Annotated in this window: 26 protein-coding genes; 9 read left to right on the forward strand and 17 right to left on the reverse strand. The window is 75.3% G+C overall.

The genetic code is table 11. The annotated features are described in order from the left end of the window. Positions 1–229: 229 nt before the first annotated feature. The gene (locus tag VM242_14240) at positions 230–748 is read left to right on the forward strand and encodes a DUF4395 domain-containing protein (protein ID HVM06322.1); all 519 of its coding nucleotides are present in this window, start codon (positions 230–232) and stop codon (positions 746–748) included. On the opposite strand, the gene VM242_14245 is transcribed toward VM242_14240, so the two are convergent. From VM242_14245 to VM242_14255, 3 genes are read right to left on the reverse strand one after another with little or no spacing between them, the layout of a single operon-like run. Next, on the reverse strand, positions 745–1,431 hold the full coding sequence (locus VM242_14245; protein ID HVM06323.1) for a cytochrome b/b6 domain-containing protein: 687 nt from the start codon (positions 1,429–1,431) through the stop codon (positions 745–747). The genes VM242_14240 and VM242_14245 overlap by 4 nt on opposite strands. Further along, the gene (locus VM242_14250; GenBank protein HVM06324.1) at positions 1,403–2,122 is read right to left on the reverse strand and encodes a molybdopterin-dependent oxidoreductase; all 720 of its coding nucleotides are present in this window, start codon (positions 2,120–2,122) and stop codon (positions 1,403–1,405) included. Before VM242_14250 ends, VM242_14245 begins: the two co-directional genes overlap by 29 nt. Positions 2,123–2,181: 59 nt before the next feature. Beyond that, positions 2,182–3,321 (reverse strand): Mrp/NBP35 family ATP-binding protein, encoded by a 1,140-nt coding sequence (locus tag VM242_14255; protein HVM06325.1) that lies wholly within the window; start codon positions 3,319–3,321, stop codon positions 2,182–2,184. 102 nt (positions 3,322–3,423) lie between these two features. Here VM242_14255 and VM242_14260 point away from each other — a divergent pair, with 102 nt between their 5' ends. Next, positions 3,424–4,131 carry a helix-turn-helix domain-containing protein gene (locus VM242_14260; GenBank protein HVM06326.1) on the forward strand — a complete coding sequence of 236 codons (708 nt, stop codon included), beginning with the start codon at positions 3,424–3,426 and terminating at the stop codon, positions 4,129–4,131. Then, complete coding sequence (locus VM242_14265) at positions 4,128–5,258, forward strand: cysteine desulfurase family protein (GenBank protein HVM06327.1); 1,131 nt, start codon at positions 4,128–4,130, stop codon at positions 5,256–5,258. Before VM242_14260 ends, VM242_14265 begins: the two co-directional genes overlap by 4 nt. 190 nt (positions 5,259–5,448) lie before the next feature. Here the strand turns inward: VM242_14265 and VM242_14270 are convergent, their stop codons facing one another. Further along, a complete protein-coding gene (locus VM242_14270) occupies positions 5,449–5,748 on the reverse strand; it encodes a cupin domain-containing protein (GenBank protein HVM06328.1) in 300 nt (99 codons plus the stop codon). A gap of 161 nt (positions 5,749–5,909) precedes the next feature. On the opposite strand from VM242_14270, the gene VM242_14275 reads away from it, so the two are divergent. Next, a complete protein-coding gene (locus tag VM242_14275; protein ID HVM06329.1) occupies positions 5,910–7,499 on the forward strand; it encodes a M23 family metallopeptidase in 1,590 nt (529 codons plus the stop codon). 106 nt (positions 7,500–7,605) lie between these two features. Here VM242_14275 and VM242_14280 read toward each other — a convergent pair whose 3' ends face one another. The 9 genes from VM242_14280 to ccmA are packed head-to-tail and all read right to left on the reverse strand — an operon-like array spanning position 7,606 to position 14,414. Beyond that, positions 7,606–8,532, reverse strand: a complete 927-nt coding sequence (locus tag VM242_14280; protein HVM06330.1) for a hypothetical protein — start codon at positions 8,530–8,532, stop codon at positions 7,606–7,608. Next, positions 8,529–8,999, reverse strand: a complete 471-nt coding sequence (locus VM242_14285; GenBank protein HVM06331.1) for a cytochrome c-type biogenesis protein CcmH — start codon at positions 8,997–8,999, stop codon at positions 8,529–8,531. Before VM242_14285 ends, VM242_14280 begins: the two co-directional genes overlap by 4 nt. Positions 9,000–9,051: 52 nt before the next feature. Continuing rightward, positions 9,052–9,639 carry a TlpA disulfide reductase family protein gene (locus VM242_14290; protein HVM06332.1) on the reverse strand — a complete coding sequence of 196 codons (588 nt, stop codon included), beginning with the start codon at positions 9,637–9,639 and terminating at the stop codon, positions 9,052–9,054. Next, positions 9,636–11,663 (reverse strand): heme lyase CcmF/NrfE family subunit, encoded by a 2,028-nt coding sequence (locus VM242_14295; protein ID HVM06333.1) that lies wholly within the window; start codon positions 11,661–11,663, stop codon positions 9,636–9,638. The genes VM242_14290 and VM242_14295 overlap by 4 nt, the downstream gene beginning before the upstream one ends. Then, positions 11,660–12,178 carry a cytochrome c maturation protein CcmE gene (locus VM242_14300; GenBank protein ID HVM06334.1) on the reverse strand — a complete coding sequence of 173 codons (519 nt, stop codon included), beginning with the start codon at positions 12,176–12,178 and terminating at the stop codon, positions 11,660–11,662. The genes VM242_14295 and VM242_14300 overlap by 4 nt, the downstream gene beginning before the upstream one ends. Further along, entirely contained in the window at positions 12,175–12,348 is a 174-nt protein-coding gene (locus VM242_14305) for a hypothetical protein (protein HVM06335.1), read from the reverse strand. The genes VM242_14300 and VM242_14305 overlap by 4 nt, the downstream gene beginning before the upstream one ends. Next, positions 12,345–13,100: a cytochrome c biogenesis protein CcsA gene (gene ccsA / locus VM242_14310; GenBank protein HVM06336.1), complete on the reverse strand. Its 756-nt coding sequence runs from the start codon at positions 13,098–13,100 to the stop codon at positions 12,345–12,347. The genes VM242_14305 and ccsA overlap by 4 nt, the downstream gene beginning before the upstream one ends. Continuing rightward, positions 13,097–13,765: a heme exporter protein CcmB gene (locus VM242_14315; GenBank protein HVM06337.1), complete on the reverse strand. Its 669-nt coding sequence runs from the start codon at positions 13,763–13,765 to the stop codon at positions 13,097–13,099. Before VM242_14315 ends, ccsA begins: the two co-directional genes overlap by 4 nt. Next, a complete protein-coding gene (gene ccmA / locus VM242_14320; protein ID HVM06338.1) occupies positions 13,755–14,414 on the reverse strand; it encodes a heme ABC exporter ATP-binding protein CcmA in 660 nt (219 codons plus the stop codon). Before ccmA ends, VM242_14315 begins: the two co-directional genes overlap by 11 nt. An 89-nt stretch (positions 14,415–14,503) precedes the next feature. Here ccmA and VM242_14325 point away from each other — a divergent pair, with 89 nt between their 5' ends. Continuing rightward, positions 14,504–15,529 carry a class E sortase gene (locus VM242_14325; protein ID HVM06339.1) on the forward strand — a complete coding sequence of 342 codons (1,026 nt, stop codon included), beginning with the start codon at positions 14,504–14,506 and terminating at the stop codon, positions 15,527–15,529. Here VM242_14325 and VM242_14330 read toward each other — a convergent pair. Together VM242_14330 and VM242_14335 are read right to left on the reverse strand one after the other, a co-directional pair. Next, positions 15,526–16,275 carry a cytochrome c biogenesis protein CcdA gene (locus tag VM242_14330; GenBank protein ID HVM06340.1) on the reverse strand — a complete coding sequence of 250 codons (750 nt, stop codon included), beginning with the start codon at positions 16,273–16,275 and terminating at the stop codon, positions 15,526–15,528. The genes VM242_14325 and VM242_14330 overlap by 4 nt on opposite strands. 8 nt (positions 16,276–16,283) lie before the next feature. After that, the gene (locus VM242_14335) at positions 16,284–17,012 is read right to left on the reverse strand and encodes an enoyl-CoA hydratase (protein ID HVM06341.1); all 729 of its coding nucleotides are present in this window, start codon (positions 17,010–17,012) and stop codon (positions 16,284–16,286) included. 66 nt (positions 17,013–17,078) lie between these two features. Between VM242_14335 and VM242_14340 the strand changes: the two genes are divergently transcribed. Further along, complete coding sequence (locus tag VM242_14340) at positions 17,079–17,327, forward strand: hypothetical protein (GenBank protein ID HVM06342.1); 249 nt, start codon at positions 17,079–17,081, stop codon at positions 17,325–17,327. Positions 17,328–17,336: 9 nt separating this feature from the next. On the opposite strand, the gene gmd is transcribed toward VM242_14340, so the two are convergent. Together gmd and VM242_14350 are read right to left on the reverse strand one after the other, a co-directional pair. Beyond that, positions 17,337–18,311, reverse strand: a complete 975-nt coding sequence (gene gmd, locus VM242_14345) for a GDP-mannose 4,6-dehydratase (GenBank protein HVM06343.1) — start codon at positions 18,309–18,311, stop codon at positions 17,337–17,339. 42 nt (positions 18,312–18,353) lie between these two features. Then, the gene (locus VM242_14350) at positions 18,354–19,121 is read right to left on the reverse strand and encodes an enoyl-CoA hydratase-related protein (protein HVM06344.1); all 768 of its coding nucleotides are present in this window, start codon (positions 19,119–19,121) and stop codon (positions 18,354–18,356) included. Positions 19,122–19,147: 26 nt separating this feature from the next. Here VM242_14350 and VM242_14355 point away from each other — a divergent pair, with 26 nt between their 5' ends. The 3 genes from VM242_14355 to VM242_14365 all read left to right on the forward strand — a co-directional run bounded on the left by VM242_14355 (position 19,148) and on the right by VM242_14365 (position 21,296). After that, positions 19,148–19,726: a DUF5317 domain-containing protein gene (locus VM242_14355; GenBank protein HVM06345.1), complete on the forward strand. Its 579-nt coding sequence runs from the start codon at positions 19,148–19,150 to the stop codon at positions 19,724–19,726. Between the two features lie 13 nt (positions 19,727–19,739). Then, positions 19,740–20,012 carry a hypothetical protein gene (locus VM242_14360; protein ID HVM06346.1) on the forward strand — a complete coding sequence of 91 codons (273 nt, stop codon included), beginning with the start codon at positions 19,740–19,742 and terminating at the stop codon, positions 20,010–20,012. 156 nt (positions 20,013–20,168) lie between these two features. Beyond that, a complete protein-coding gene (locus tag VM242_14365) occupies positions 20,169–21,296 on the forward strand; it encodes a zinc-binding dehydrogenase (GenBank protein HVM06347.1) in 1,128 nt (375 codons plus the stop codon). Positions 21,297–21,466: the final 170 nt, after the last annotated feature.

Genomic DNA, 21,466 nt, shown 5'->3' on the forward strand with positions numbered 1-21,466 from the left:
CTGGTCCGGGTCTCGGTGTCCAACTGGTCGACCACCGAGGCCGACGTCGACCGCTCGGTCGAGGCCATCCTGGCCGCTGCGGCGCGGGCATGAGCGGGGCCCGCCCGCCCGCCTCGACCGCCTCGACCGGCTTCTCCGGTCACTTTCCCACCTCAGCGGTGGGTTTCTCGACAGAGAAGGGCGAACGGGATGGAACAACCTCGCCTGCCGACGCGTTGCGACCGGCGGGATGAGGTCGACACCTGCCACCCGCCCGAGCCTGTTCTCGTTCCCGGACCCGGTGAACGAGGTGTCGGCGCGGCTGGTGGCGGCAGGGGTCGTCGCCATGTCGGTGGCCGCCATCGCCCTCGACCTGCACTGGATGACGGCCGTGATCGCCTACGGGTTCGTGGCCCGCGTCCTCACCGGTCCCACCCTCAGCCCGCTCGGGCAGCTGGTCACCCGGGTCGTCACGCCCCGCCTCGGCGTGGAGCCCAGGCTGGTCCCCGGGCCGCCCAAGCGCTTCGCCCAGGGGGTGGGCGCCGCCTTCTCCGTCACCGCCGCCGTGCTCGCTCTCGGCTTCGACCGCTGGGCGGCGGCCCAGGTCGTGCTCGCGCTGCTCGCCGGGGCCGCCTTCCTGGAGGCCGCCTTCGCCTTCTGCCTCGGCTGCAAGGTCTTCGCCCTGCTGATGCGCACCGGGATCATCCCCGCCGAGGTGTGCGAGCGCTGCGACGACCTGTGGGGCGTCGCCGGCCGCCGGATCTCCTAGGCCCCCAGCTCCTCGTCGTGCCAACCGGGGTGGTGGCGTCGCGCCCACCCGGCCCGGACGCTGCCCCGGAGCATCCCGCCCATTGCCTCGCGGTCGGCCAGCGCCTTGCCGATGTGGATCATCACCACCACGGCGAGGACGACGGCGAGCCAGTCGTGCACGAAGGTTGCCCCCGTCCGCCACTCCAGCGGGAACGGCTCGAACCAGCGCATGACGGCACCCGTGGCGAGCATCACCGGGATGGTGCCCGCCGTGAAGGCGGCGTTGAGCTTCTGGAGCGGGTGGAACTTGCCCAGGCGCACGAACGGGTCGCGGCCGGCCGACCGCAGCCACCGCCGGTCCGCCGCGTCCCAGCGGGCCAGCCGGCGGACGTCCGCCCGCAGAGCCGGCGACCGGAGCCCGCCCCGGGCGACCAGCCACGGCGCGGGGAGCAGCAGGCCGGCGACGACGTGCACGTCGCGCACCAGCGGCCGCCTCCCGACGGCCGCCGAGAGCGGCGCCAGGTAGAGCACCGCGGCGGTCGCCGTCAGGACCAGGAACAGCGCCGCCGTGGCCCAGTGGAGGAAGCGCTCGGCGCCGTCGAACCGGCGCAGGCGCACCTCGGCCCCGCCCGCCGCCGGCTCGGCCGCCGTCGGCCCCGGACCGGGCGGCGCGCTACTCGACGGGCTCGTCGCGGCGGCCATTGGAGCGCCCGATCCAGGCGTCGGTGTCGTACCCCCGCACCTCCCAGTACCCCTCCTCGACGGCCGCCGTGACCTCGATCTCGTCGAGCCACTTGAGCGACTTGTAGCCGTACATCGGGGCCACGTAGAGCCGCACCGGGCCCCCCTGCGCCCGCGACACCGGCTCGTCCTCTAGCTCGTAGGCGACGAGGACGTCCGGGCGCCGGGCCTGCTCCAGCGTCAGGCTCTCGGTGTAGGCGCCGTCGAAGCTGCGAAAGGCGAGCGCCCCGGCGCCGGGCGCCACGCCGGCGGCGTCCAGGACGGCCGAGAGCAACACGCCGGTCCACGGCACGTCGGGCACCCGCCAGCCGGTGACGCACTGGAAGTCCTTCACCAGCCGGGTGGCGGGCATCGCCTTCAGGTCGGCCAGGGTCAGCTCCAGGGGCCGGTCGACCAGCCCCGTCACCCGGAGCCGGTACTCGGCCGCGGCGCGGTGGGGGAGGAAGCCGACGACCGAGTAGATGCGGAACCGCCCCGACGACGGCAGCAGCCCGGTGAGGCCGGTGCGGTCCATGGCCGCGATGGGTGCCAGCGCCCGGTTCACGGCCTCGGCCAGGCGCGAACCCCAGACCACCCCGGCCGCCCCGAGGCCGAGCATGCCGATGAAGACCCGCCGGCCGACGGGCGTCCCCGTGTCGGAGTCGCTTGCCATGTCACCCGGAGGTACGGAGCCGGCCACCGTTCCGGTCGTCCCCCCGGCCCACCGGCGCGTTACGTGACCTGGAGCTCGGGGCGGTACACGCGGGCCGCACCCATCGAGACGATCGAGTCCGCCATGGTCCCGAACGCCCGCGACGCCTCGCCGTCGGGGTCGGAGACGGAGACGGGCAGGCCGACGTCGCCGCCCTCCCGCAGGGCGGGGACGAGCGGGATCTGCCCGATGAGCGGGACGCCGAGCACGGCGGCCAGTTCGGCCCCGCCGCCCGACCCGAAGATCTCGTAGCGCTTGCCGTCGTCGCCGGTGAACCACGACATGTTCTCGATGACGCCCCGCAGCGGCAGGTTGACCTTCCTGGCCATGTACGCGGTGCGCTGGGCGACCCGCTGGGCCGCCGCCTGCGGCGTCGTCACCACGAACATCTCCGAGCGCGACAGGTACTGCGACATCGACAGCGCCACGTCGCCGGTCCCCGGGGGCATGTCGACCAGCAGGTAGTCCACGTCGCCCCACAGCACGTCCACCAGAAACTGCTCCAGGGCCTTGTGCAACATGGGCCCGCGCCACATCACGGGCTGGTTCTCCTCCACGAAGAAGCCGATGGAGATGACCTTGATGCCGTGGGCGACGGGCGGGACGATCATGTCGTCGATCACGACCGGGTCGGCGGTGATGCCGAGCATCTTGGGGACGGAGAAGCCGTAGACGTCGGCGTCCAGCACGGCCACCTCGTGGCCCCGGCGGGCCAGGGCGATCGCCGTGTTCACGGTCACCGACGACTTGCCCACGCCGCCCTTCCCCGACGAGATGCCGAGCACCCGGGTCCGCGAGCCGGGCGCCATGAACTGGTTCACCCGCCCCTGCTCGTGGCCCAGCGGCTGGGCGCCGGCGGGGGCGGGACCCGGGGCGGCGCCCATCTGGCGGCGCACGGCGGCCCGCTCCTCGTCGGTCATCACCGTCATGTCGACGTCCACGTCGCCCACCCCGTCCACGACCCGGAGGGCGTCGGTGACCCGGGCCGTGATCTCCGCCCGCAGCGGGCACCCGGGCACGGTGAGGGCGATCAGCACGCCGACCCGGGAGCCGTCGATGCGGACGTCCTTCACCATCCCGAGGTCGACGATGCTGCGGTGCAGCTCGGGGTCCTGGACGGGCCGGAGGGCCTCTCGGACCTGGGCCTCGGTGACGGGCATGGTGAAGTCTCCTCGCGGGCAGCGGGCGGCCGTCGCGCGGTCCACCCGGGCAGCGCGCCCGGGCTACGGGGGTCCACGACGGGGCCCAGGTAGAATACCTTCGTGGACCGGCCGCCCCTCAACGACGCCGAGTTCTCGGCCGCCGTGGCCGCCGTCACCTCCGCCTTCGGGGACCCCACCCGGCGGGAGATCTTCCTCTTCGCCCGGGACAGCGCGGCGGGGGTCACCGCCGCCGAGGTCGCCGAGCACTTCGAGCTCCACGCCAACGTCGCCCGCCACCACCTCGACAAGCTGGCTGCCGGCGGGTACGTGGGCGTGCACGTGGAGCGGGGCGAGGGCGGGGGCGCCGGGCGCCCCTCCAAGCGCTACCGGGCGACGGCCAAGGTCCTGGAGTTCCCCGCCCGCCGGGACGACCTGCTGGTCACGCTCCTCGGCCGCGCCCTGGCCCTGCTGCCCGAACACGAGGCCGAGCTCATGGCCGAGCAGGTGGGCGAGGAGTACGGGCGGTCGCTGGCCCGCGAGATGTCGCCGGGCGACAACGCCCACCGGTCCTTCCAGGCGTCGCTGCACGCGGTGGCCGACGCCCTGACCGCCCACGGGTTCGCCGCCCACGCCGAGGCCCGCGGCTCGTCCCTCGCCATCGTGGCCGAGCAGTGCCCGTTCGGCGACACCGCCACCCAGCACCCGGTGATCTGCGCGGTGGACCGCGGCATCGTGCGGGGCATGCTGGCCGGCCTGTACGGCGACACGGCGCCCGCCACCACGGCCTCGCGGGCCCAGGGCGACGACGCCTGCGTCACGGCGGTGTGACGGCGCCTCCCGGCGTCCGCCACTACCTCGACCACGCGTCCACCTCCCCCGCCCGCCCCGAGGTGGTCGAGGCCATGCTGCCCTGGCTGGCCGGCCCGGGAGCGGCCGACCCCGCCCGAGTCCACACCGAGGGCCGCATGGCCCGCGCCGCCGTGGAGGACGCCCGGGAGCGGGTCGCCGCCCTCCTGGGGGCCCGGCCGCGCGAGGTGGTGTTCACCAGCGGTGCCACCGAGTCCATCAACGCCGCCGTGTGGGGCGCCACCCGCCTGCGCCCGTCCGGGCCCGTGGTCGCCGCCGCCGTGGAGCACTCCGCCGTGCGCCAGGCTTCGAAGCGGGCGGCCGGCGTGGCCGAGCCGGCCGTCGACGGTCGGGGGCGCATCGACGTCGCCGCGCTGTCCCGGCTGGTGGCCGACGGCACGGCTCTCGTCCACTGCCAGCTGGGCAACCACGAGGTGGGGACCATCCAGCCGGTGGCCGAGGTGGTGGCGGTGTGCCGCGAGCGGGGCGCGCTCGTCCACGTCGACGCGGCGGCGGCCGCCGGCCACGTACCAGTCGACTTCGCCGCCCTGGGCGCCGACCTCCTGTCGGTGAGCGCCCACAAGCTGGGCGGCCCCAAGGGCGTCGGCGCCCTGCTGGTCCGCCGCGGGCTGCGGGTCCCGCCGCTCCTCGTGGGCGGCGACCAGGAGCGGGCCCGCCGGGCAGGGACGGAGGATGTGCCGGCCATCGTGGGGTTCGGGGCGGCGTGCTCCTCGCTGGACCTGGACGGCGAGGCGGCGGCGGCACGGGCGCACACCGAACGCCTGCTGGCCGGGCTCACCGCCGTGCCCGGGGTCGTGGCGTACGGGGACCCGGACGCCCGGCTCCCCCACATCGCCTGCGTGGGGGTGGACGGCGTCGAGGCGGAAGCGGTCCTCCTCGGCCTCGACCAGGCCGGCGTCGCCGCCCACTCGGGGTCGGCGTGCTCGTCGGAGTCGCTCGAGCCGTCGCCGGTGCTGGAGGCCATGGGCGTGGAGGCCGAACGGTCGCTGCGGGTCTCGGTCGGCTGGTCCACCACCGACGGTGACGTGGCCGCCTGCCTGGAGGCCTTCCCGCGGGTGGTCGACCGCTTGCGTGCGCTCGCGCTCTAGGTGACGGAACGCACCTATTGCACGCCGTTCGGCCCTCTGCTTGGATCGCACCACACGGAGGGATCGGGACCCGGCTCCTGCGCCGACGCAGGGTTGCTCGCGCTTCCGGCCGAGGGACCGGTCTTACCGGGCTGCGAAGGGGCGGAACCCACCTGCCGCCTCTTCGTGGCCCTCCTCCGCGTCGGGCGGCTCATCGGGCCGCCTCGATGCAGCGCACGCCCTCGGGGCCGACGGTCGCCGCGTGCCGGGCCCCCGGCGGGACCTCGAGGCGGTCGCCGGGCCGCAGGTCCACGTCGCCGTCCTCCAGGTGGAAGGTGATGCCGCCGGAGACGCAGTACAGGACCTTCTCGTAGTCGTGGGCGTGCCAGTCGTAGGTGTCGCCCGGGGCGTTGCTCCACGAGCGGGGCCGGAGGTTCTCGGCCCGCAGCCGGGCGTCCACCTCGTCGGTGCCGGGCGGCGTCCCTCGGCAGCGCTCGACCCGTGCCCGCATCCCTCCAGCGTGCCACCGGAGGTGTACGACGGGCGGCCCGCGGGGAGGAGCCCCGTCGGTGCCGCCGCGCACCGCTTCGGCGCGGGTTGCTGGCGCCGTCCGTTTCATCCTGGTTAACCTTGGCGCCCATCAGGCGGAATCGTGTTCGGCTGACGACGCGCGTGGGGGCGACCACGACCGCGCTGCTGACGGCGGCCACCCTCGGGGTGGGCGGCGCCGGGGGCGCGCGGGCCCAGATCGAGCTGCCCCCTCTGCTGCCGACGACCACGACCACCAAGCCCGGCACACCGCCTCCGCCACCGCCACCCCCGCCGAGCACCACCACCACGGCGCCCGGCAGCCTCGTCGGCAACGTCTTGAAGTCGGCCACCACCACGCCTCCCACCACGGCGGCGGCGCCTCCGGCGGCGGCCAAGCCACCGCCGGCGACGATCCCCGGCAACGTCGGGGGCGAGGGCGAGACACCGCCCGCCGACGCCGGGCCCTTCCCGGCCAACCTGGCCGCCATGATGAACTCGGTCCGCCGGACGCGGCCGAACAACAGCAATGCGCTGATGGACGCCCTGAAGGTGCTCACCGACGCCGGCATGTCGCAGGAGGAGGCCCTTCGTGCCGGGCTCGGTCGCTTCCCGGTGGGCGGCCGGGCCAGCTTCGTGCACGACTGGTGGTTCCCCCGCTTCGGTCCCGGGTGGCGCCTTCACCAGGGCACCGACGTCTTCGCCCCGCGGGGGACGCCGCTTCGCTCCCCCACCACCGGGACCGTCTCGTTCAGCGACGGCGGGCTCGGCGGGATCTCGGTGTACATCACCCAGGCCGACGGCACGTACTTCTACCTGGCGCACCTGGACAGCCGCCCGGCCGGCCTCAAGCCGGGCCAGACCGTCAACCCCGGCGACATCGTCGGCTTCGTGGGGAGCACGGGCAACGCGTCGGGCGGGTCGCCCCACCTCCACTTCGAGGTCCACCCGGCCATCCGCTTCGTCACCGTCGGCAAGGGCAAGAAGGCCACCACCAAGGCCGTCTCGGCGCCGGTGCGCCCGGGCACGGTGCTGCCCGCCATCGACCCCAAGCCGCTGCTCGACCTCTACCTGGTCGAGGCCCTCCAGGCCCTGCCCGCCATCGCCGAGCAGTACCGGGCCACCCGCGCCACCAACCCCTCGGTGACGGCGGGCGACGCCGTCCCGGTGGACTCGGCCGCCCTCCAGGTCGCCACCCGCCACCTGGCCGTCGGCGGGCTCATCGCCGCCGAGGCGCCGCTGGTGCGCACGCCGCTGCTGCTCCTGGCCTTCCTCCTCATCGTGATGGTCCTGGTCCTGTTCCCGGTGCTGGCACCCCGCCGCCGGCTGGCGGTCGCCGGCGTGCTCCCGGGCATCGGCGGGCCCGCCACCGCTCCGCGGCGCAGGCTCCGGCGCAAGGCCAAGGGACCGCCGCCGGACACGGGCGACGCCCTGGCCGCGGCCACCAGGGCCGCCGCCGCGCCGCCGGCCGAGGCCAGCCCTCCCGCCGCCACCACCGCCGCCGCCGTCCGCTTCAACGGCAACGTCAGCGCCAACGCCGCCCAGGGCAGGGGGGACGGCAAGGGCAAGGCGGACGGCACAGGCACGGACCGGAAGGGCCGGAAGGGCCGGAAGGGCCGGAAGGTCAAGGGGGAGAAGGCGCCCCGCAAGGAACGCCCGCCCGACGACGGCCCCCCGAAGGATCGCCGACGACGCAGGGACCGCGCCGGCGACGAGGTCTCCACCCCCGTCTGACCTCCGCCGCCGGCGCCGGCAAGTCCGGCGGCAAGAAGGGGCGCTATGCGCCCGGATGTGCCGCCGGAAGCGGCCCGTGGGCCGCGGGACGGGCCGCCGGGTGGTGCTAGCCGGGAGGGGTCGTCGTCGGCGGAGCGGGCACCGGCTCCGGTGAGGTCACGCCCCGCTCGGCGTCGGCCAGCGCCCGGCGCAGGAGGTCCTCCACCACGGGGCGCATCTCCGGGGGTGACTCGCCAGCCAGGTAGGCCCGCAGGTCGGGGACGGCGGCGGCCGGGTCGCGGCGGTCCTGGTAGTTGACGAAGGCGCGGAAGAACCGGGCATCGGGATACCCGGGGTCGGCCGCCACGGCCCGCTCGATGAACTCCATGCCCTTGTCGACGAGCGACGTGTCACCGGCCGCCTTGCCGGCCAGGCGCAGCAGCCAACCGCGGTAGGCGAGGGCCTCGGGCTGCTCGGGATCGCGTTCCAGGATGCGGTCGTAGGCCTTGATGGCGTCGAGCGTCCGGCCCTCGCCGATGAGGTCGCGGGCGACCGCCAGCTCGTCGGCGTTCTCCGACGACGGGCCGGTGGCGGCGATCTCGCCGGTCGCCGGGTCGCCCGGGAGCCGCTCCCCCGCCGACCGGGCCACCAGGAGCCCGGCGGCCGAGGCGAACGCCAGGAGGACGGCGCCCACCGCGACCGGCCGCCACCGGCTCCGGCCGCCGCCGGTGGGAGCCCGGTCGGACAGCCGGCGCCGGGCCTGCGGCCCACCGGCCGGCACGCCGGCCGCCACGTGGCCGTCGCCGCCCTCCGTGCCCCGAGGGGGGCCGGCGCCGGCCGGGCCCGGTTCGGCGGGGCCGGCGGCCTCGCGCCCGGCGGGGTCGGCCGCCTCGGGGTCGGCGGCCAGGGCCCGGAGGACGGCCGCCGCCCGCGCCGTGTAGTCCTCCTTCAGGGCCACGTAGTCGGACTCGTCGAGGTCGCCGGCCTCCCGCTCCCGCTCGAGGTCCTCGAGCGAGCGGAGCAGGAAGTCCCGGTCCTCCTCGAGGGCGCTCACCTGGTGACGCCCTGGCGCAGGGCCTGCTCGACCAACCGTCGGTCCTCGGCCGTGGCCGCCGCCGTCCCGCTCGCCCTCCGGCGCCGGAACGCGAACGCCAGCCCGCCGGCGCCGAGCACCACGGCCACCACCGGCAGCACCCACACCAGGGCGGCCACGCCCGTCCCCTCGGGGGTGAGGACGATGTCCTTGCCGTAGCGGCTCACGAGGAAGGCGCGGATCTCGGCGTCGGACTCGCCGGCGTCCACCCGGCGTCGGATCTCCTGGCGGACGGCGGCGGCGGCCGGCGTCGCCGACTCGGCCGCCGACAGCCCCTCGCAGGTCGGACAGCGCACGTCGGCCGACAGGCGGGCGGCCCGGGCCGCCGGGCTGGGCGGCCCGTCGCCGCCACCGGCGCCGACGAACAGCGCCCCGGCCACGACCGGCACCAGGAGGAGGAACGCCAGCCACCGCCGGACGGCCGTCACCCGCCGTCCCCCACCAGGCCGAGCAGGCCGTCCAGCCACCGCCGCACCGACGTCACCCGCCGGCCCCCACCTGGCCGAGCAGGCCGTCCAGGCCGTCGGCCGTGACTCCGCCCACCAGGCGCGTGCGCACGATCCCGGCCGGGTCGACCAGGAACGACTCGGGGACGCCGCGCACGCCGAAGTCCACCTTGGCGCCGACGTCGTCCACCACCGGCCACCCGCCGCCCCGCTCCCGGAAGAAGCGGGCCACGTCCTCGGGCTGGTCGTCATAGACGACGGCCAGGACCTGGACGTCCTCGGCGGGATGGCGTTCGGAGAAGCGGACGAGCTCGGGGTGCTCCCGCAGGCACGGCACGCACCACGTGGCGAAGAAGTTGACCACCACCCACCGGCCCCTCAGGTCGGACAGGCGTACCGTCGCGCCGTCGAGGCCGGGGCCCTCGATCTCGGGCGCCGGCCGGTCGACGAGGGGGCTGGGCGCCACCACGTCGGACGCCTGGGGCCGCGTGGCCAGGATCACCACGAAGACGGCGACGACCACGCCGACGGCGATGGCCGCCCACCGGGCCGGGTGCCCCCGCCGGGGCCCGGGGGTACCGCCGGCGGCGGGTGCGTTCGCCGGCGCGGTGGTGGCGGTCACGTCGCCTCCACGGCACGGGCCACGCCGACGACCTCGGGGACGGCGTCGTCCCCTCCCGCCTCGACCGCCCCGGCCGCCCCGGCCGGGACGGCGGCCGGGGCGGCGGCCGGCTCGGTGGGCCGCCGGCGCCGGCCGGGCACGGCCGCCATGAGCGTGCCCGCCACCATCAGCCCGCCGCCGATCCACAGCCACGTCACCAGGGGCTGGACGATCACGGCGATCACCGCCGGGCTCTCGGGCGTGCGGGGGGTGGCGACGAGCGAGAGGTACACGTCGTTGCGCAGGCCGGTGCGCACCGACGGCGTGCCGATGGCCTGGCTGGCGTTCCCGAACAGGTTCAGCGCCGGCCGGTACACCCGGCCGCCGTCCACCCGCACGTCGGCCACCACCGTCCTGCGGTTCTCGTGCTGGACCGTGCGGGTGCGCAGGTAGGTGATCTCGTGGCCGGCGAGGGTGGCGGACTCGCCGGGCGACAGGCGGAACTCGGCCCGGTGCCCGTAGGAGGAGCTCGCCGCGAACGCCACGGCGACGACGACCACGCCGAGGTGGACGACCATGCCCCCGTTGGCCCTGCCGGTGAGGCCCCGCCAGCCGTTGCGCCGGTACGACAGGACGAGCTGGCGGACGGCGGCCGCCGCCGCGAACGCACCGAGGGCGAACGCCACGAGAGGCGCCAGGCCTCGCAGCCCCGACGCCACGCAGACGACGAGGACGCCGGCGGCCGCCCACGCCGGCCACTGCAGGCGGGTGCGCAGCACCTCGCCGGAGGCCTTGCGCCACGGCAGGGCGGGCGCCACCGCCATGAGGAACAGCAGGGCGAGGGCGACCGGGGTCACCATGCGGTCGAAGTAGGGCCGGCCCACCGAGATGCGCTCGCCGTCGAGCGCCTCGGCCAGCAGCGGGAACACCGTGCCGAGGAGCACCACGAAGGCGAAGGCCGCGAACAGCAGGTTGTTGGCCAGGAACGCGCCCTCGCGGGACAGCGGCGAGTCCACCGCGCCGGGCGAGCGCAGCTGGTCGCCCCGCCAGGCGATGAGGCCCACGCCCACCGCCACCACCACGGCGAAGAAGCCGAGTATGGCGGGCCCGAGGGGCGACTCGGTGAAGGCGTGCACGGAGTCCAGGACTCCCGAGCGGGTGAGGAACGTCCCCAGGATCGTCAGGCTGAACGTGGCGATCAGGAGTGACAGGTTCCAGACCCGCAGCATGCCCCGCCGCTCCTGGACCATCACCGAGTGCAGGTAGGCGGTGCCCGTCAGCCACGGCAGCAACGAGGCGTTCTCCACCGGGTCCCACGCCCAGTAGCCGCCCCAGCCGAGGACCTCGTAGGACCACCAGGCGCCGAGCACGATGCCGGCGGTGAGGAAGCCCCAGGCGAACAGGGTCCAGCGCCGGGTCTCGACCAGCCACCCCTCGCCCAGCCGGCCCGTCGCCAGGGCGGCCACCGCGAAGGCGAAGGGGATGGTGAACCCGACGTAGCCGAGGTACAGCACCGGCGGGTGGAAGGCCATGAGGGGGTGGTTCTGGAGCAGCGGGTTGGGGCCCGCCCCGTCCGCCGGGACCCGGCCCGCCACCTCGGTGAACGGGTTGGCGGGGCCGAGCATGAGCCCGAAGAAGAAGACGGCCACGACCAGCCCGGCGAGCGTCGCCCACCCGACGAGGGGATCGCCGGCCCGGTCGCGGAACCGGTGCGCCATGACGGCCAGGTACCCGGCCAGCACGAACGCCCACAGCAGGATCGAGCCCTCCAGGGCGCCCCACAACGAGGCGACGGTGTAGAGCAGCGGGGTGGCCCGGCTGTGGTTGTCGACCACGTACTGGAGCGAGAAGTCGTGGCCGATCAGCGCCCGCTCCATCACCACCACGGCGACGGCGGCGGCACCGAGCGCCACCCACACGTGCGCCAGCCCGCGACGGAGCAGGTCGGGCCGGCCCCTGGCCAGGCCGAGGGCGGTGGTACCGGCGCCGGCGACGCAGGCCAGGAAGCCGAGCAGGACGGCGCTCTGGCCGAACAGGGCGCTCATGGCGCGCTCTGGTAGTCCTCGACCCGCTCGGGGTTCTCGGCCCGGTACTCCGACGTGTGCTTGACGAGGATCCGGTCGCTCACGAACCGCTCGCCCGAGAAGCGCCCCTCCATCACCACCGGGATGTCGGGCTGGAACAACTCGGGGACGTTGCCCTGGTGGATGACCTCCACGACGGCACCCCTGCTGCCCCGGATGGCGAAGTCGACCTCGCCGGCGCCCTTCTCGACGCTGCCCGGCACCACCAGACCCTCGATCCGGAACCGCCGGTCGCCCAGCTCGGCCCGCTCGGCGACGGCCTCGTCGGCCGTCTTGAAGTACACGGTGGCGTCGCCCACGGCGCGCAGCACCAGGAAGGCGAGGGCGGCCGCCACGACGACCAGGCCGATCCACGTCCGGCGGCTGCCGCCCGGAGGCCGCCGGCGCACCTCGCCGGACGGGCCGCCGGACTCGTCGGCCGAGGCCTCGTCGTCGTCGAGGTGCCGACCCGCCCCGGCGGCCGCAGGGGCGCTCACGCCCCGTCCGGCGTTCTGTGGACCGCAGGCGCCGCCGAGCGGCTGCTCGCGTCCAGAGAACCGTCGAGGGTGCGGCGCAGGTTCCGGCCGCGGCGCAGCACCCGGAGGGCGTACAGCCCGAGGGTGGCCACGGTGACCCCGTAGCCGGCGAACACGTAACCCTCGCTCATCGGGCCACCGCCTCGACCACCTCGGACTCGGCCCGCCGCTCCTCCAGGGCCAGGTCGAGGCCCTCGGCCTCCAGCCTGGCCTCGAGCGCCTCGACGCGGGACCGGTGGGCCACCAGCCAGCCGTAGAGCAGGGTCATGGCCACGAAGCCGAGGAGCATGACCGAGGTGTACGAGCCGTCGAGGTCGTCCTGGGGGGTGATCTGCGCCAGCGACCGGCCCTGGTGCAGGGTGCGCCACCAGTCCACCGAGAAGTGGACGATGGGCACGTCGGCCACCGCCACCAGGGCGGCGATGGCGGCGCGGCGGGCCCGCGTCTCCGGGTCGACGGACACCTTGCGCAGCGCCAGGTAACCGGCGAAGAGGGCGAGCAGGAGCGCGGTGCTGGTGAGCCGGGCGTCCCAGGTCCACCACACGCCCCACGTCGGCCGGCCCCAGATGGACCCGGTCACGAGGGTGAGGGCGCAGAACACCACGCCCACCTCGGCGGACGCCACCGCCAGCCGGTCCCACTTGGGCGCCCGGGTGCGGCGCCACAGCCACAGCACGCTGGCCAGCGCGCACACGGCGAACGCCAGGTAGGCGGCCCAGGCCAGCGGCGGGTGGACGGCGATGAGCCGGGCGTAGGGCCCCTGCTCCACGGTGGGCGGCAGGCGCAGGCCCAGCACGATCGTGGTGGCGAGCGCCACGAGGGCGGCGGCGCCCAAGAGCGCCGTGCCCCCACCGGTGGTGGCGGGCCGGGGGCGGTCGCTCACGATTCCTCCAGGAGGGCGCCGAAGGCGACGACGCCCAGGGTCACGTAGATCACGGCGAATACGGCGAGCAGCTGGGCCCAGCGCCAGCCGTCGTCCACCGACAGGCCCATTCCCGCCTCCCACGCACGGGTGGCGCCGAGCAGGACGGGCGCCACCACGGGGAGCAGCAGCAGGGGCAGCAGCGTCTCCCGCACCCGCAGACCGGCGGCCAGCGCCCCGTAGACGACGCCGGCGGCGGCCAGGCCGACCGTGGCGGCGGCGCAGGTGGCGAGGAGCAGGGCGGGGCCGCCCAGGTCGGCGTCGTAGAGCACGACGACGCCGAGGGCGAGGACGACCTGGAGGGCGGCCAGCTGGGCGGCCACGGCGGCCGCCTTGCCCAGGAAGATGCCGGCCGGGTCGAGGCCGGAGAGACGCAGGCCGTCGGCGGTGGCGTCGCCCCCCTCCAGGGCGAAGCTGCGCTGGACGGCGAGGAGCGACGACAGCAGCACCGCCACCCAGAACAGCCCGGCCGACGCCCGGGCCAGGACGCCGCGGTCGGGGTCGAGGGCGAAGCCGAAGAGGACGAGGACCACCAGGGCGAAGGGGGCCACCTGGTTGGTGGCCACCCGGGACCGGGCCTCGATGCGCAGGTCCTTGCCCGCCACGAGCAGGGCGTCACGCCACACGGGCGGGCTCCCGCGGCTGCACCCGGCCGCCGGCCATGGTGACGGTGCGGCCGGCCACCGCGGCGGCCCGGTCCGTCTCGTGCGATGCCAGGAGCACGGTGGCACCGGCGGCGACGGCCGAGCGCACCAGGTCGTCCAGCAGGTCGCGGCCGGCGGCGTCCAGGCCGGCGTGGGGCTCGTCCAGCAACCACAGGGAGGGCGAGCGGGCCACCAGGACGGCCAGCGCCACCCGCCGGCGCTGGCCGGTGGACAACCGCCCCACGGCCGTGGTCCGCAGCCGGCCCTCGATGCCGAGCAGCGACAGGGCGGGGACCACGGCGGCGGCGTCTCCCCCCGCGGCGCGCACGGCGAAGCGGACGTTCTCCTCGGCGCCGAGGTCCTCGTAGAGGGCGCCCGAGTGGCCGAGCAGGCCGACCCGGCGGCGCACCGAGCGGCGGTCGGCCCGCAGGTCGACTCCGAGCACCTCGGCCTCGCCGGAGACGAGCGGCACCAGGCCCGCGCAGGCCCGGAGCACGGTCGTCTTGCCCGCCCCGTTGGCGCCCTCCAGCAGCACGACCTCGCCGGGCTCGACCGTGAGGTCCACACCGGACAGAGCGGGAAAGCGGCCGAGCAGGGCGACGGCGGAGCGGAAGCGTACGACGGGGGCCATGGCGGCAGGCCAATGCTACGGGTCCGAGGCCGTCCTCTTCCAAGCGGCCCGGCGCCGTCCCCACCGGGCGGTCCCGTACCGTGACGCGTATGGACATCCGGAGGGTGGTCGCGGGCGTCGGCCGGTCGCTTATCGGCGCCGGCGTCATCATCCTCCTGTTCGTCGCCTATCAGCTGTGGGGGACGGGCCTGACCGAGGCGCGCCACCAGCGGGAGCTCACCAGGGAGTTCGAGCAGTCCCTCCTGGAGGCGGCGACCACCGCCGCCCCGCCCACCACCGCGACCACGGCGGCGACCGTCGCCACCGACCCATCGCCCACCGCCGCGCCGCCCACCGCCGCGCCCGCCACCCTGCCGCCGGCACCGCCGCCCACGCCCGAGGGGAACGCCGTGGCCATCATCCGCATCCCCGGCATCGGGCTGGAGAAGGCCGTCGTCGAGGGCGTCAGCCTGCCGGCGCTCAAGCGCGGGCCCGGCCATTACCCCGACACGCCGTTGCCCGGCCAGCCCGGCAACGCCGCCATCGCCGGCCACCGGACGACCTACGGCGCGCCCTTCTCCCGCCTCGACGAGCTCGACCGCGGCGACCCGATCCTGGTCACCACCCGCCAGGGCCGGTTCCGCTACGAGGTGTCGTCGAAGACGGTGGTGCGGCCGAGCGAGACGTCCGTCCTCGACGCCAGCGACGACAACCGCCTGACCCTCACCACGTGCGAGCCGAAGTTCAGCGCCGCCCGCCGCCTCATCGTCGTCGCCACCCTCGTGGGCGAGGCGACCGAGCCGCCGCCGGCCACGACGGCCACCACCGCCGTCACCACCGCCCCGCCCGCGACCGCCCAGGAGCCGCCCCCGACGGAGGCGACGACCACCACGCCGCCGACGACCCGGGCGCCGCGCTCGCTCGCCGAGGCCGAGGCGGGACTGTCGGGCGAGAGCGCCCCCAACGGGCCCGCCGTCGTGTGGGGGCTGCTCGCCGCGGCTGTGTGGGTGCTGACGTGGCTGGCCGGCCGGTGGTGGCGCCGGTGGCCCGCCTACCTGCTCGGCGCGCCCGTCTTCCTGGTGGTGCTCTTCGTGTTCTTCGAGAACTTCAACCGGCTTCTGCCGGCGAACTACTAGAGGCCGATGAGCCACCCGAACGGGGTGCCGTCCATGAGCTCGACGAGCTCGCGGGACAGGTCGGTGAGCCGGTTCGTGAGGAGCAGGAACCCGAAGCCGGCGAGGAGGAGCCCGGACACGACGTTGACGACCCTGGCCCGGCGCTTCACCCAGTCGAGCGCACCGGCGAGGCGGCCGAACCCGACTCCGGCGGCCACGAACGGCACGCCGAGGCCCAGCGAGTAGGCGAAGAGCAGGGACACGCCCCGGCCGAGCGTCGCCTCGGCGCCGGCCAGGGCCAGCAGGGAGGCGAGCACGGGGCCGAGGCACGGCGTCCACCCGAAGGCGAAGGCCATGCCCATGACCGGCGCCGCGTACGGCCCGAGCCTGGACGGAAGCACCTGGACGCGGCGCTCACGCTGCATGAAGGCCGGCGTCATGACCCCGGCCATGGCCAGCCCCATGACGATGATGACGATCCCCGCCACGGTGTTCAGGGTGCGCTGGTGGTCCAGCAGGAAGCTGCCCAGGGCGCTGGCCGTGGCGCCCAGGGCGACGAACACGACGGTGAACCCGGCGACGAACAGCAGGGTCGACCGCAGCAGCTTGCGCGTGTCGGTCCTGGTGGCGACGGCGAGGTCGGCCGTCCCGACGCCCGACATCAGCGACAGGTAGCCGGGGACGAGGGGAAGGACGCACGGCGACAGGAACGACAGCATCCCCGCCGCGAACGCCACCGCCAGCCCGGGGTTCGACGCGGCCAGCACGCCGGCTCCTAGCGCCCCTCGAAGCTCGGTGGCCGCCGCTCGGCGAAGGCGGCGACCCCCTCGGCCAGGTCGGCGCTGGCCCACGCCCGCCGGTGCGCTTCCTCGACGTCGGGGTCGGCCGGAGGAGGCTCCAGGCGGTTCAGGGCGAGCTTGTGACCGGCGACGGAGAGGGGCGCCAGGGCGGCGATCGACCGGGCCCACGCCAGCGCCTCGGGCAGCCCGCCCGCCCGCTGGGCCAGGCCCAGCCGGACGGCGTTGGCGCCGTCGACCTCCTCGGCGGCCAGCAGCATCGACCGGGCCGGACCGTGACCGGCGAGCAGCGCAACGCGCTGCACGCTCCAGTGGTCCATCATCAGCCCCAGTTTGGCGGCCGGCACGCCGAAGCGGGAATCGGCCGCTGCCACCCGCAGGTCGCACGCCACCGCCAGCTGGAGGCCGGCGCCCAGGTCGACGCCCTCCACCGCCGCGATCACCGGGACGGGCAGCGACACGATCGCCCGGAGCGTCCGCCCGAGGGCGGCCAGGAAGCGTTGCCCGGGGACCGTCGACAGGTCGGCGCCGGCGCAGAAGTGACCGCCCGCCCCGGCCAGCACGACCGCCCGGGCGTCGCCCGACCCGGCGTCGGTGAGAGCGTCGAGCAGGGCGTCGGCGTGCTCGAGGTCGAGGGCGTTGCGCCGCTCGGGCCGCTCGATGGTGACCAGCGCCACCGGCCCGGCCCGTTCGAGCCGGACGCTCACCGGACGGCGCCGGGGGCGAAACGTCGGTTCCGTGTAAAAGGCTCGGGGGCGAGGAACACTACGGGGGTGATCCTCTTCATCCTCGGCCTCATCCTCAGCGGTCTCGTCGTCGGTGCCCTCGGGCGCCTCGCCATCCCGGGCCCGAACCCGATGTCGATCGGGATGACCATCCTGGTGGGCATCGGCGGCTCGCTCCTCGCCGGGCTCACCGTCGGCCTGCTGTTCAACCGCTCGGCCGGGCTGCTGCTGTCCGTGGTCGGCGCCGCCCTCATCGTCTGGCTGCTCGAGCGGAGCTCGGCCAGACGCGCCATCTGACGCTCGCCGTCACACCCGCTGCTGGCGGGCCACCAGTTCGAGGTCGGACTCCACCATCGCCGCGACCATGTCGGCGAAGCTCACCTCGGGCTTCCACCCGAGACGCTCGCCGGCCTTGGTGGCGTCGCCGACGAGCAGGTCCACCTCGGCCGGGCGCATGAACCTCGGGTCGGTCACCACGTGGTCGCGGTAGTCGAGGCCGGCCGATCCGAAGGCGAGCTCGCAGAAGTCCCGTACCGAGTGGGCCTCGCCGGTGGCGACGACGTAGTCGCCCGGCGTGTCCTGCTGGAGCATGAGCCACATGGCCCGCACGTAGTCGCCGGCGAACCCCCAGTCCCGCCGGGCGTCGAGGTTGCCCAGGGCCAGCGACTGGTCGACGCCGAGCTTGATGCGGGCCGCGCCGTAGGTGATCTTGCGGGTGACGAACTCGAGGCCCCGCCGGGGTGACTCGTGGTTGAAGAGCATCCCGGAGCTGGCGTGAAGGCCGTACGACTCCCGGTAGTTCACGGTGATCCAGTGGCCGTAGACCTTGGCCACGCCGTAGGGGCTGCGGGGGTGGAAGGGCGTCGTCTCCCGCTGGGGGACCTCGACGACCTTGCCGAACATCTCGCTGGAGCTGGCCTGGTAGAAGCGGATCGTCGGGTCGACGATGCGGATGGCGTCCAGCACCCGGGTCACGCCCAGGGCGGTGGTCTCGCCCGTGAGCACGGCCTGGTCGAACGACGTCTGCACGAACGACTGGGCGGCCAGGTTGTAGACCTCGCTCGGCCGGTGGTCGCTCAGCACCTTGACGATCGACATCTCGTCGAGCAGGTCCCCGGACACGATCGTAACCCGGTCCTGGATGTGGGCGATGCGCTCGAAGTTGACGGTGCTCGACCGGCGGACCATGCCGACGACGTCGTAGCCCCGGTCGAGGAGCAGCTCGGCGAGGTAGGACCCGTCCTGGCCGGTGATGCCGGTGATGAGGGCGCGGGGTGCCATGAGGCCGCCAGTCTTACCGCCGGGAGGCGGAGCCGTCGCCTTTCAGGGCTCGGGCCAGCGGGGCGGGCGCTTCTCGGCGAAGGCGGCGGCGCCCTCTTGCGCCTCCTCTGATGCCATGGTCGTGGCCAGCAGCGGGTGCAGGCGCTGGAGGGCGGTGGCGGCGTCCAGGCCCCAGGTCCGGTGGAAGGACGCACGGCCCAGCCCCATGGCTCCGGCCGGCTTGGCGGCGAGCACGGCGGCCAGCTCGTCGACGGAGGCGTCGAGGTCCCCGACCGCCACCACCCGGCTCACGAACCCGATGCGCTCCGCTTCTGCCGCTCCCACCCGCCGGCCCGTCATCATCAGCTCGAGCGCCTTCTTGGGCGGCATGGACCGGGCCAGGGGGACGGAGGCCACGAACGGCCACAGGCCGAGGTCGATCTCGGGCGTGGCGAACACGGCGTCGTCGGCGGCGACGACCAGGTCGCACGCCGTCGCCAGGCCGAAGCCGCCCGCCAGGGCATAGCCGCGCACGCGGGCGATCGAGGGCTTGCCCATCGCCCACAGCTCCTCGAACAGGGCCGCCAGGGCGGCGGGGAAGCCGGCGGCGGCGGCCGACGACAGGCCGGTGAGGTCGGCGCCGGCGGAGAAGGCGCGGTCCCCCGCACCGGTGAGGACGATCACCCGGACGGCGGCGTCGGCGTCAGCCCGGGCCACGGCGTCGCGCAGGCCGGCCACCGTCGCCGGCGCGAGGGCGTTGCGCCGCTCCGGCCGGTCGATGGTGACCCGGGCGACCCGTCCGTCGACCCGGTAGCGAACCCCCTCGGCCACGGCGGCGGACGCTACCGTGGCCCGAGATGCGGTTCACGCTCCTGGCCGTGGCGGCCGGCCTCGGCATCGGCCTGGTGGCCGGCGGGCGCCTCGCCCACCTCGGCTCGCGCGACCTGCGCCTGTGGCCGTTGCTCATCGCAGGGCTGGCCGCCCAGGCCGTTTCGACGCAGCTCGCCGGTGACGCCTCGTTCGCCCTGCTGCTGGCCTCGTACGGGCTGCTCGTCGCCTTCGCGGCGGCGAACGTCGTCCTGGTCGGCATGTGGCTGGTCGCCACGGGCATCGCCATGAACCTGGTCGTGATCGCCCTCAACGGCGGCATGCCGGTTCGCGAGTCGGCGCTGCGCTCGGCCGGCGCCGTCGGGCCCGGCGTGCCCGTCGACATCGACACGGCGTCAAAGCACCACCTGGAGCGGCCGTCGGACCGCCTGGTCGTGCTGGGCGACATCATCCCGGTGGAGCCGCTCGGCGAGGTGGTGTCGTTCGGCGACGTGGCGATGGCCGTCGGCGTCGCCGACGTGGTCGCCAACCTGCTCCGCCGGCCGGGCGGGCGCCGCACCCCCGCCCACGCCCAAGGCGACGGCGAGCGGGTCGGCCCCGCCGGCTGAGAGGATGGGCGGCGTGGGGGCGGGCGACGAGGGCGTGGCGGACCCGGTCCGCGTCCGCCGGGCCCGGTGGGCGCGGTGGGCGGCCACCGGCAAGCGGGTCGGGTACGGGCTCATCCTGCTGGCCGTGGTGGCGTTCGCCGCCGGTGCGCTCACCGGGTTCCCGCCGCTCGCCACCACGACGGTCACCGCCGCCCTGGCCGGGTCCACGGTCACCCTGGCGCCGGGCATCGTCATCGCCTACGCGGTCAAGGCGGCCGAGCGGGAGGACCGCGAGCTCGGGCGGTAGGGACTGCGAGTGAACTACGTGAGTGAAGAGGCGACGCCGGTCTGCCTGCCCCCTGGGGCGAAGTCGTTGCCTTGGAGCGGGATCCACAACGTACGAAGCCGACCGGCATCGCCTCTTCCGAGCAGGTAGTTCACTCGCAGGCCCTAGCGTCGGGACGTGGCCCGTGGACCCGTGCAGGCGGCGGTCCTCACGGCCGTCGGGCGGCCGCTGGAGATCCGCTCCGACGTGGAGGTCGAGGACCCCCGGGCCGGCGAGGTGCTGGTGCGGCTGGTGGCGTCGGGGGTGTGCCATTCGGACCTCTCGGCCCGCAGCGGCGTGATGATGATGCCCACGCCGGTCGTCCTCGGCCACGAGGGGGCCGGCGTCGTCGAGGCGGTCGGCGACGGGGTGACCGGCGTCGCCCCCGGCGACCACGTGCTCGTCTCGTGGGTCCCCCAGTGCGGCGGGTGCTACCACTGCGTGCGGGGCGAGGGGCACCTGTGCGAGCGGGCGGTGGTCACCATGGCGACCGGCGGCCTGTTGGACGGGACCACCCGGCTCCGGTCGGCGGGCGCCCCGCTGCACCAGATGGCGGCCACCGGCACCTTCGCCGAGCTCGCCGTCGTCCCCGGGTCCGGTGCCGTCCCGCTCCCCGACGACCTCGATCTCACCCTCGCCGCCCTGCTGGGGTGCTCGGTGCTGACCGGGGTGGGGGCGGCGCTGAACACGGCACGGGTGCGGCAGGGCGACACGGTGGCCGTGGTCGGGTGCGGCGGCGTGGGGCTCAACGTGGTCCAGGGAGCCCGCATCGCCGGCGCCTCGAGCATCGTCGCCGTGGACACCAACCCGGCGAAGCTGCGGCTGGCCGAGGCGTTCGGCGCCACGGTGACCGTCGACGCGTCGGCGGGCGACGCGGTGAGCGGCGTCATGGCGGCCACCGCCCAGCGGGGCGTCGACGTGGCCTTCGAGGTCGTCGGCGTGGCCCGCACCATCGACCAGGCCCTGACCATGACCCGCCGCGGCGGTCACACCGTGCTCGTCGGCGTCCCCGCCATGGACGTGGTCGTGGCCGTCCCCGCGTTCCTGGGTCTGGTCCTGGCGGGCAAGACCATCTCGGGCTGCTGGTACGGCTCGTCGAACGTGCACGCCGACGTCCCCAAGCTGGTGGCGCTGTACCGGTCGGGAGAGCTGCTGCTCGACCCCCTGGTGTCACGCACGATCGACCTCACGGAGGTGAACGACGCGCTCGACGCCATGCACGCCGGCGGCGACGCCGCCCGCTGCGTCATCCGGTACGAGCCGTAGCCGGCTAGCCGGCTACCGGCCCCTCCCTTTCCCCCCCCGCGCCCGACCTGTCACGGAAACGACCCGGATACGAGTCGTTTCCGCGACAGGTTCGGGTTCGACTCCAGCCTCCCAGATCGCTATCGGAGGTCCGAGCGGCGGTAGCGGCGCCGGCGGGCCTGGGCGGCGAG

It is taken from the genome of Acidimicrobiales bacterium, assembly GCA_035540975.1.
Taxonomy (GTDB): Bacteria; Actinomycetota; Acidimicrobiia; order Acidimicrobiales.

Bases quoted from the DNA above. Each gene is read 5' to 3' on its own strand.
- VM242_14240 (HVM06322.1), top strand. From the start codon at position 230: ATGAGGTCGACACCTGCCACCCGCCCGAGCCTGTTCTCGTTCCCGGAC.
- VM242_14245 (HVM06323.1), bottom strand. From the start codon at position 1,431: ATGGCCGCCGCGACGAGCCCGTCGAGTAGCGCGCCGCCCGGTCCGGGG.
- VM242_14250 (HVM06324.1), bottom strand. From the start codon at position 2,122: ATGGCAAGCGACTCCGACACGGGGACGCCCGTCGGCCGGCGGGTCTTC.
- VM242_14255 (HVM06325.1), bottom strand. From the start codon at position 3,321: ATGCCCGTCACCGAGGCCCAGGTCCGAGAGGCCCTCCGGCCCGTCCAG.
- VM242_14270 (HVM06328.1), bottom strand. From the start codon at position 5,748: ATGCGGGCACGGGTCGAGCGCTGCCGAGGGACGCCGCCCGGCACCGAC.
- VM242_14295 (HVM06333.1), bottom strand. From the start codon at position 11,663: ATGAGCGCCCTGTTCGGCCAGAGCGCCGTCCTGCTCGGCTTCCTGGCC.
- VM242_14305 (HVM06335.1), bottom strand. From the start codon at position 12,348: ATGAGCGAGGGTTACGTGTTCGCCGGCTACGGGGTCACCGTGGCCACC.
- ccmA (HVM06338.1), bottom strand. From the start codon at position 14,414: ATGGCCCCCGTCGTACGCTTCCGCTCCGCCGTCGCCCTGCTCGGCCGC.
- VM242_14325 (HVM06339.1), top strand. From the start codon at position 14,504: ATGGACATCCGGAGGGTGGTCGCGGGCGTCGGCCGGTCGCTTATCGGC.
- gmd (HVM06343.1), bottom strand. From the start codon at position 18,311: ATGGCACCCCGCGCCCTCATCACCGGCATCACCGGCCAGGACGGGTCC.
- VM242_14355 (HVM06345.1), top strand. From the start codon at position 19,148: ATGCGGTTCACGCTCCTGGCCGTGGCGGCCGGCCTCGGCATCGGCCTG.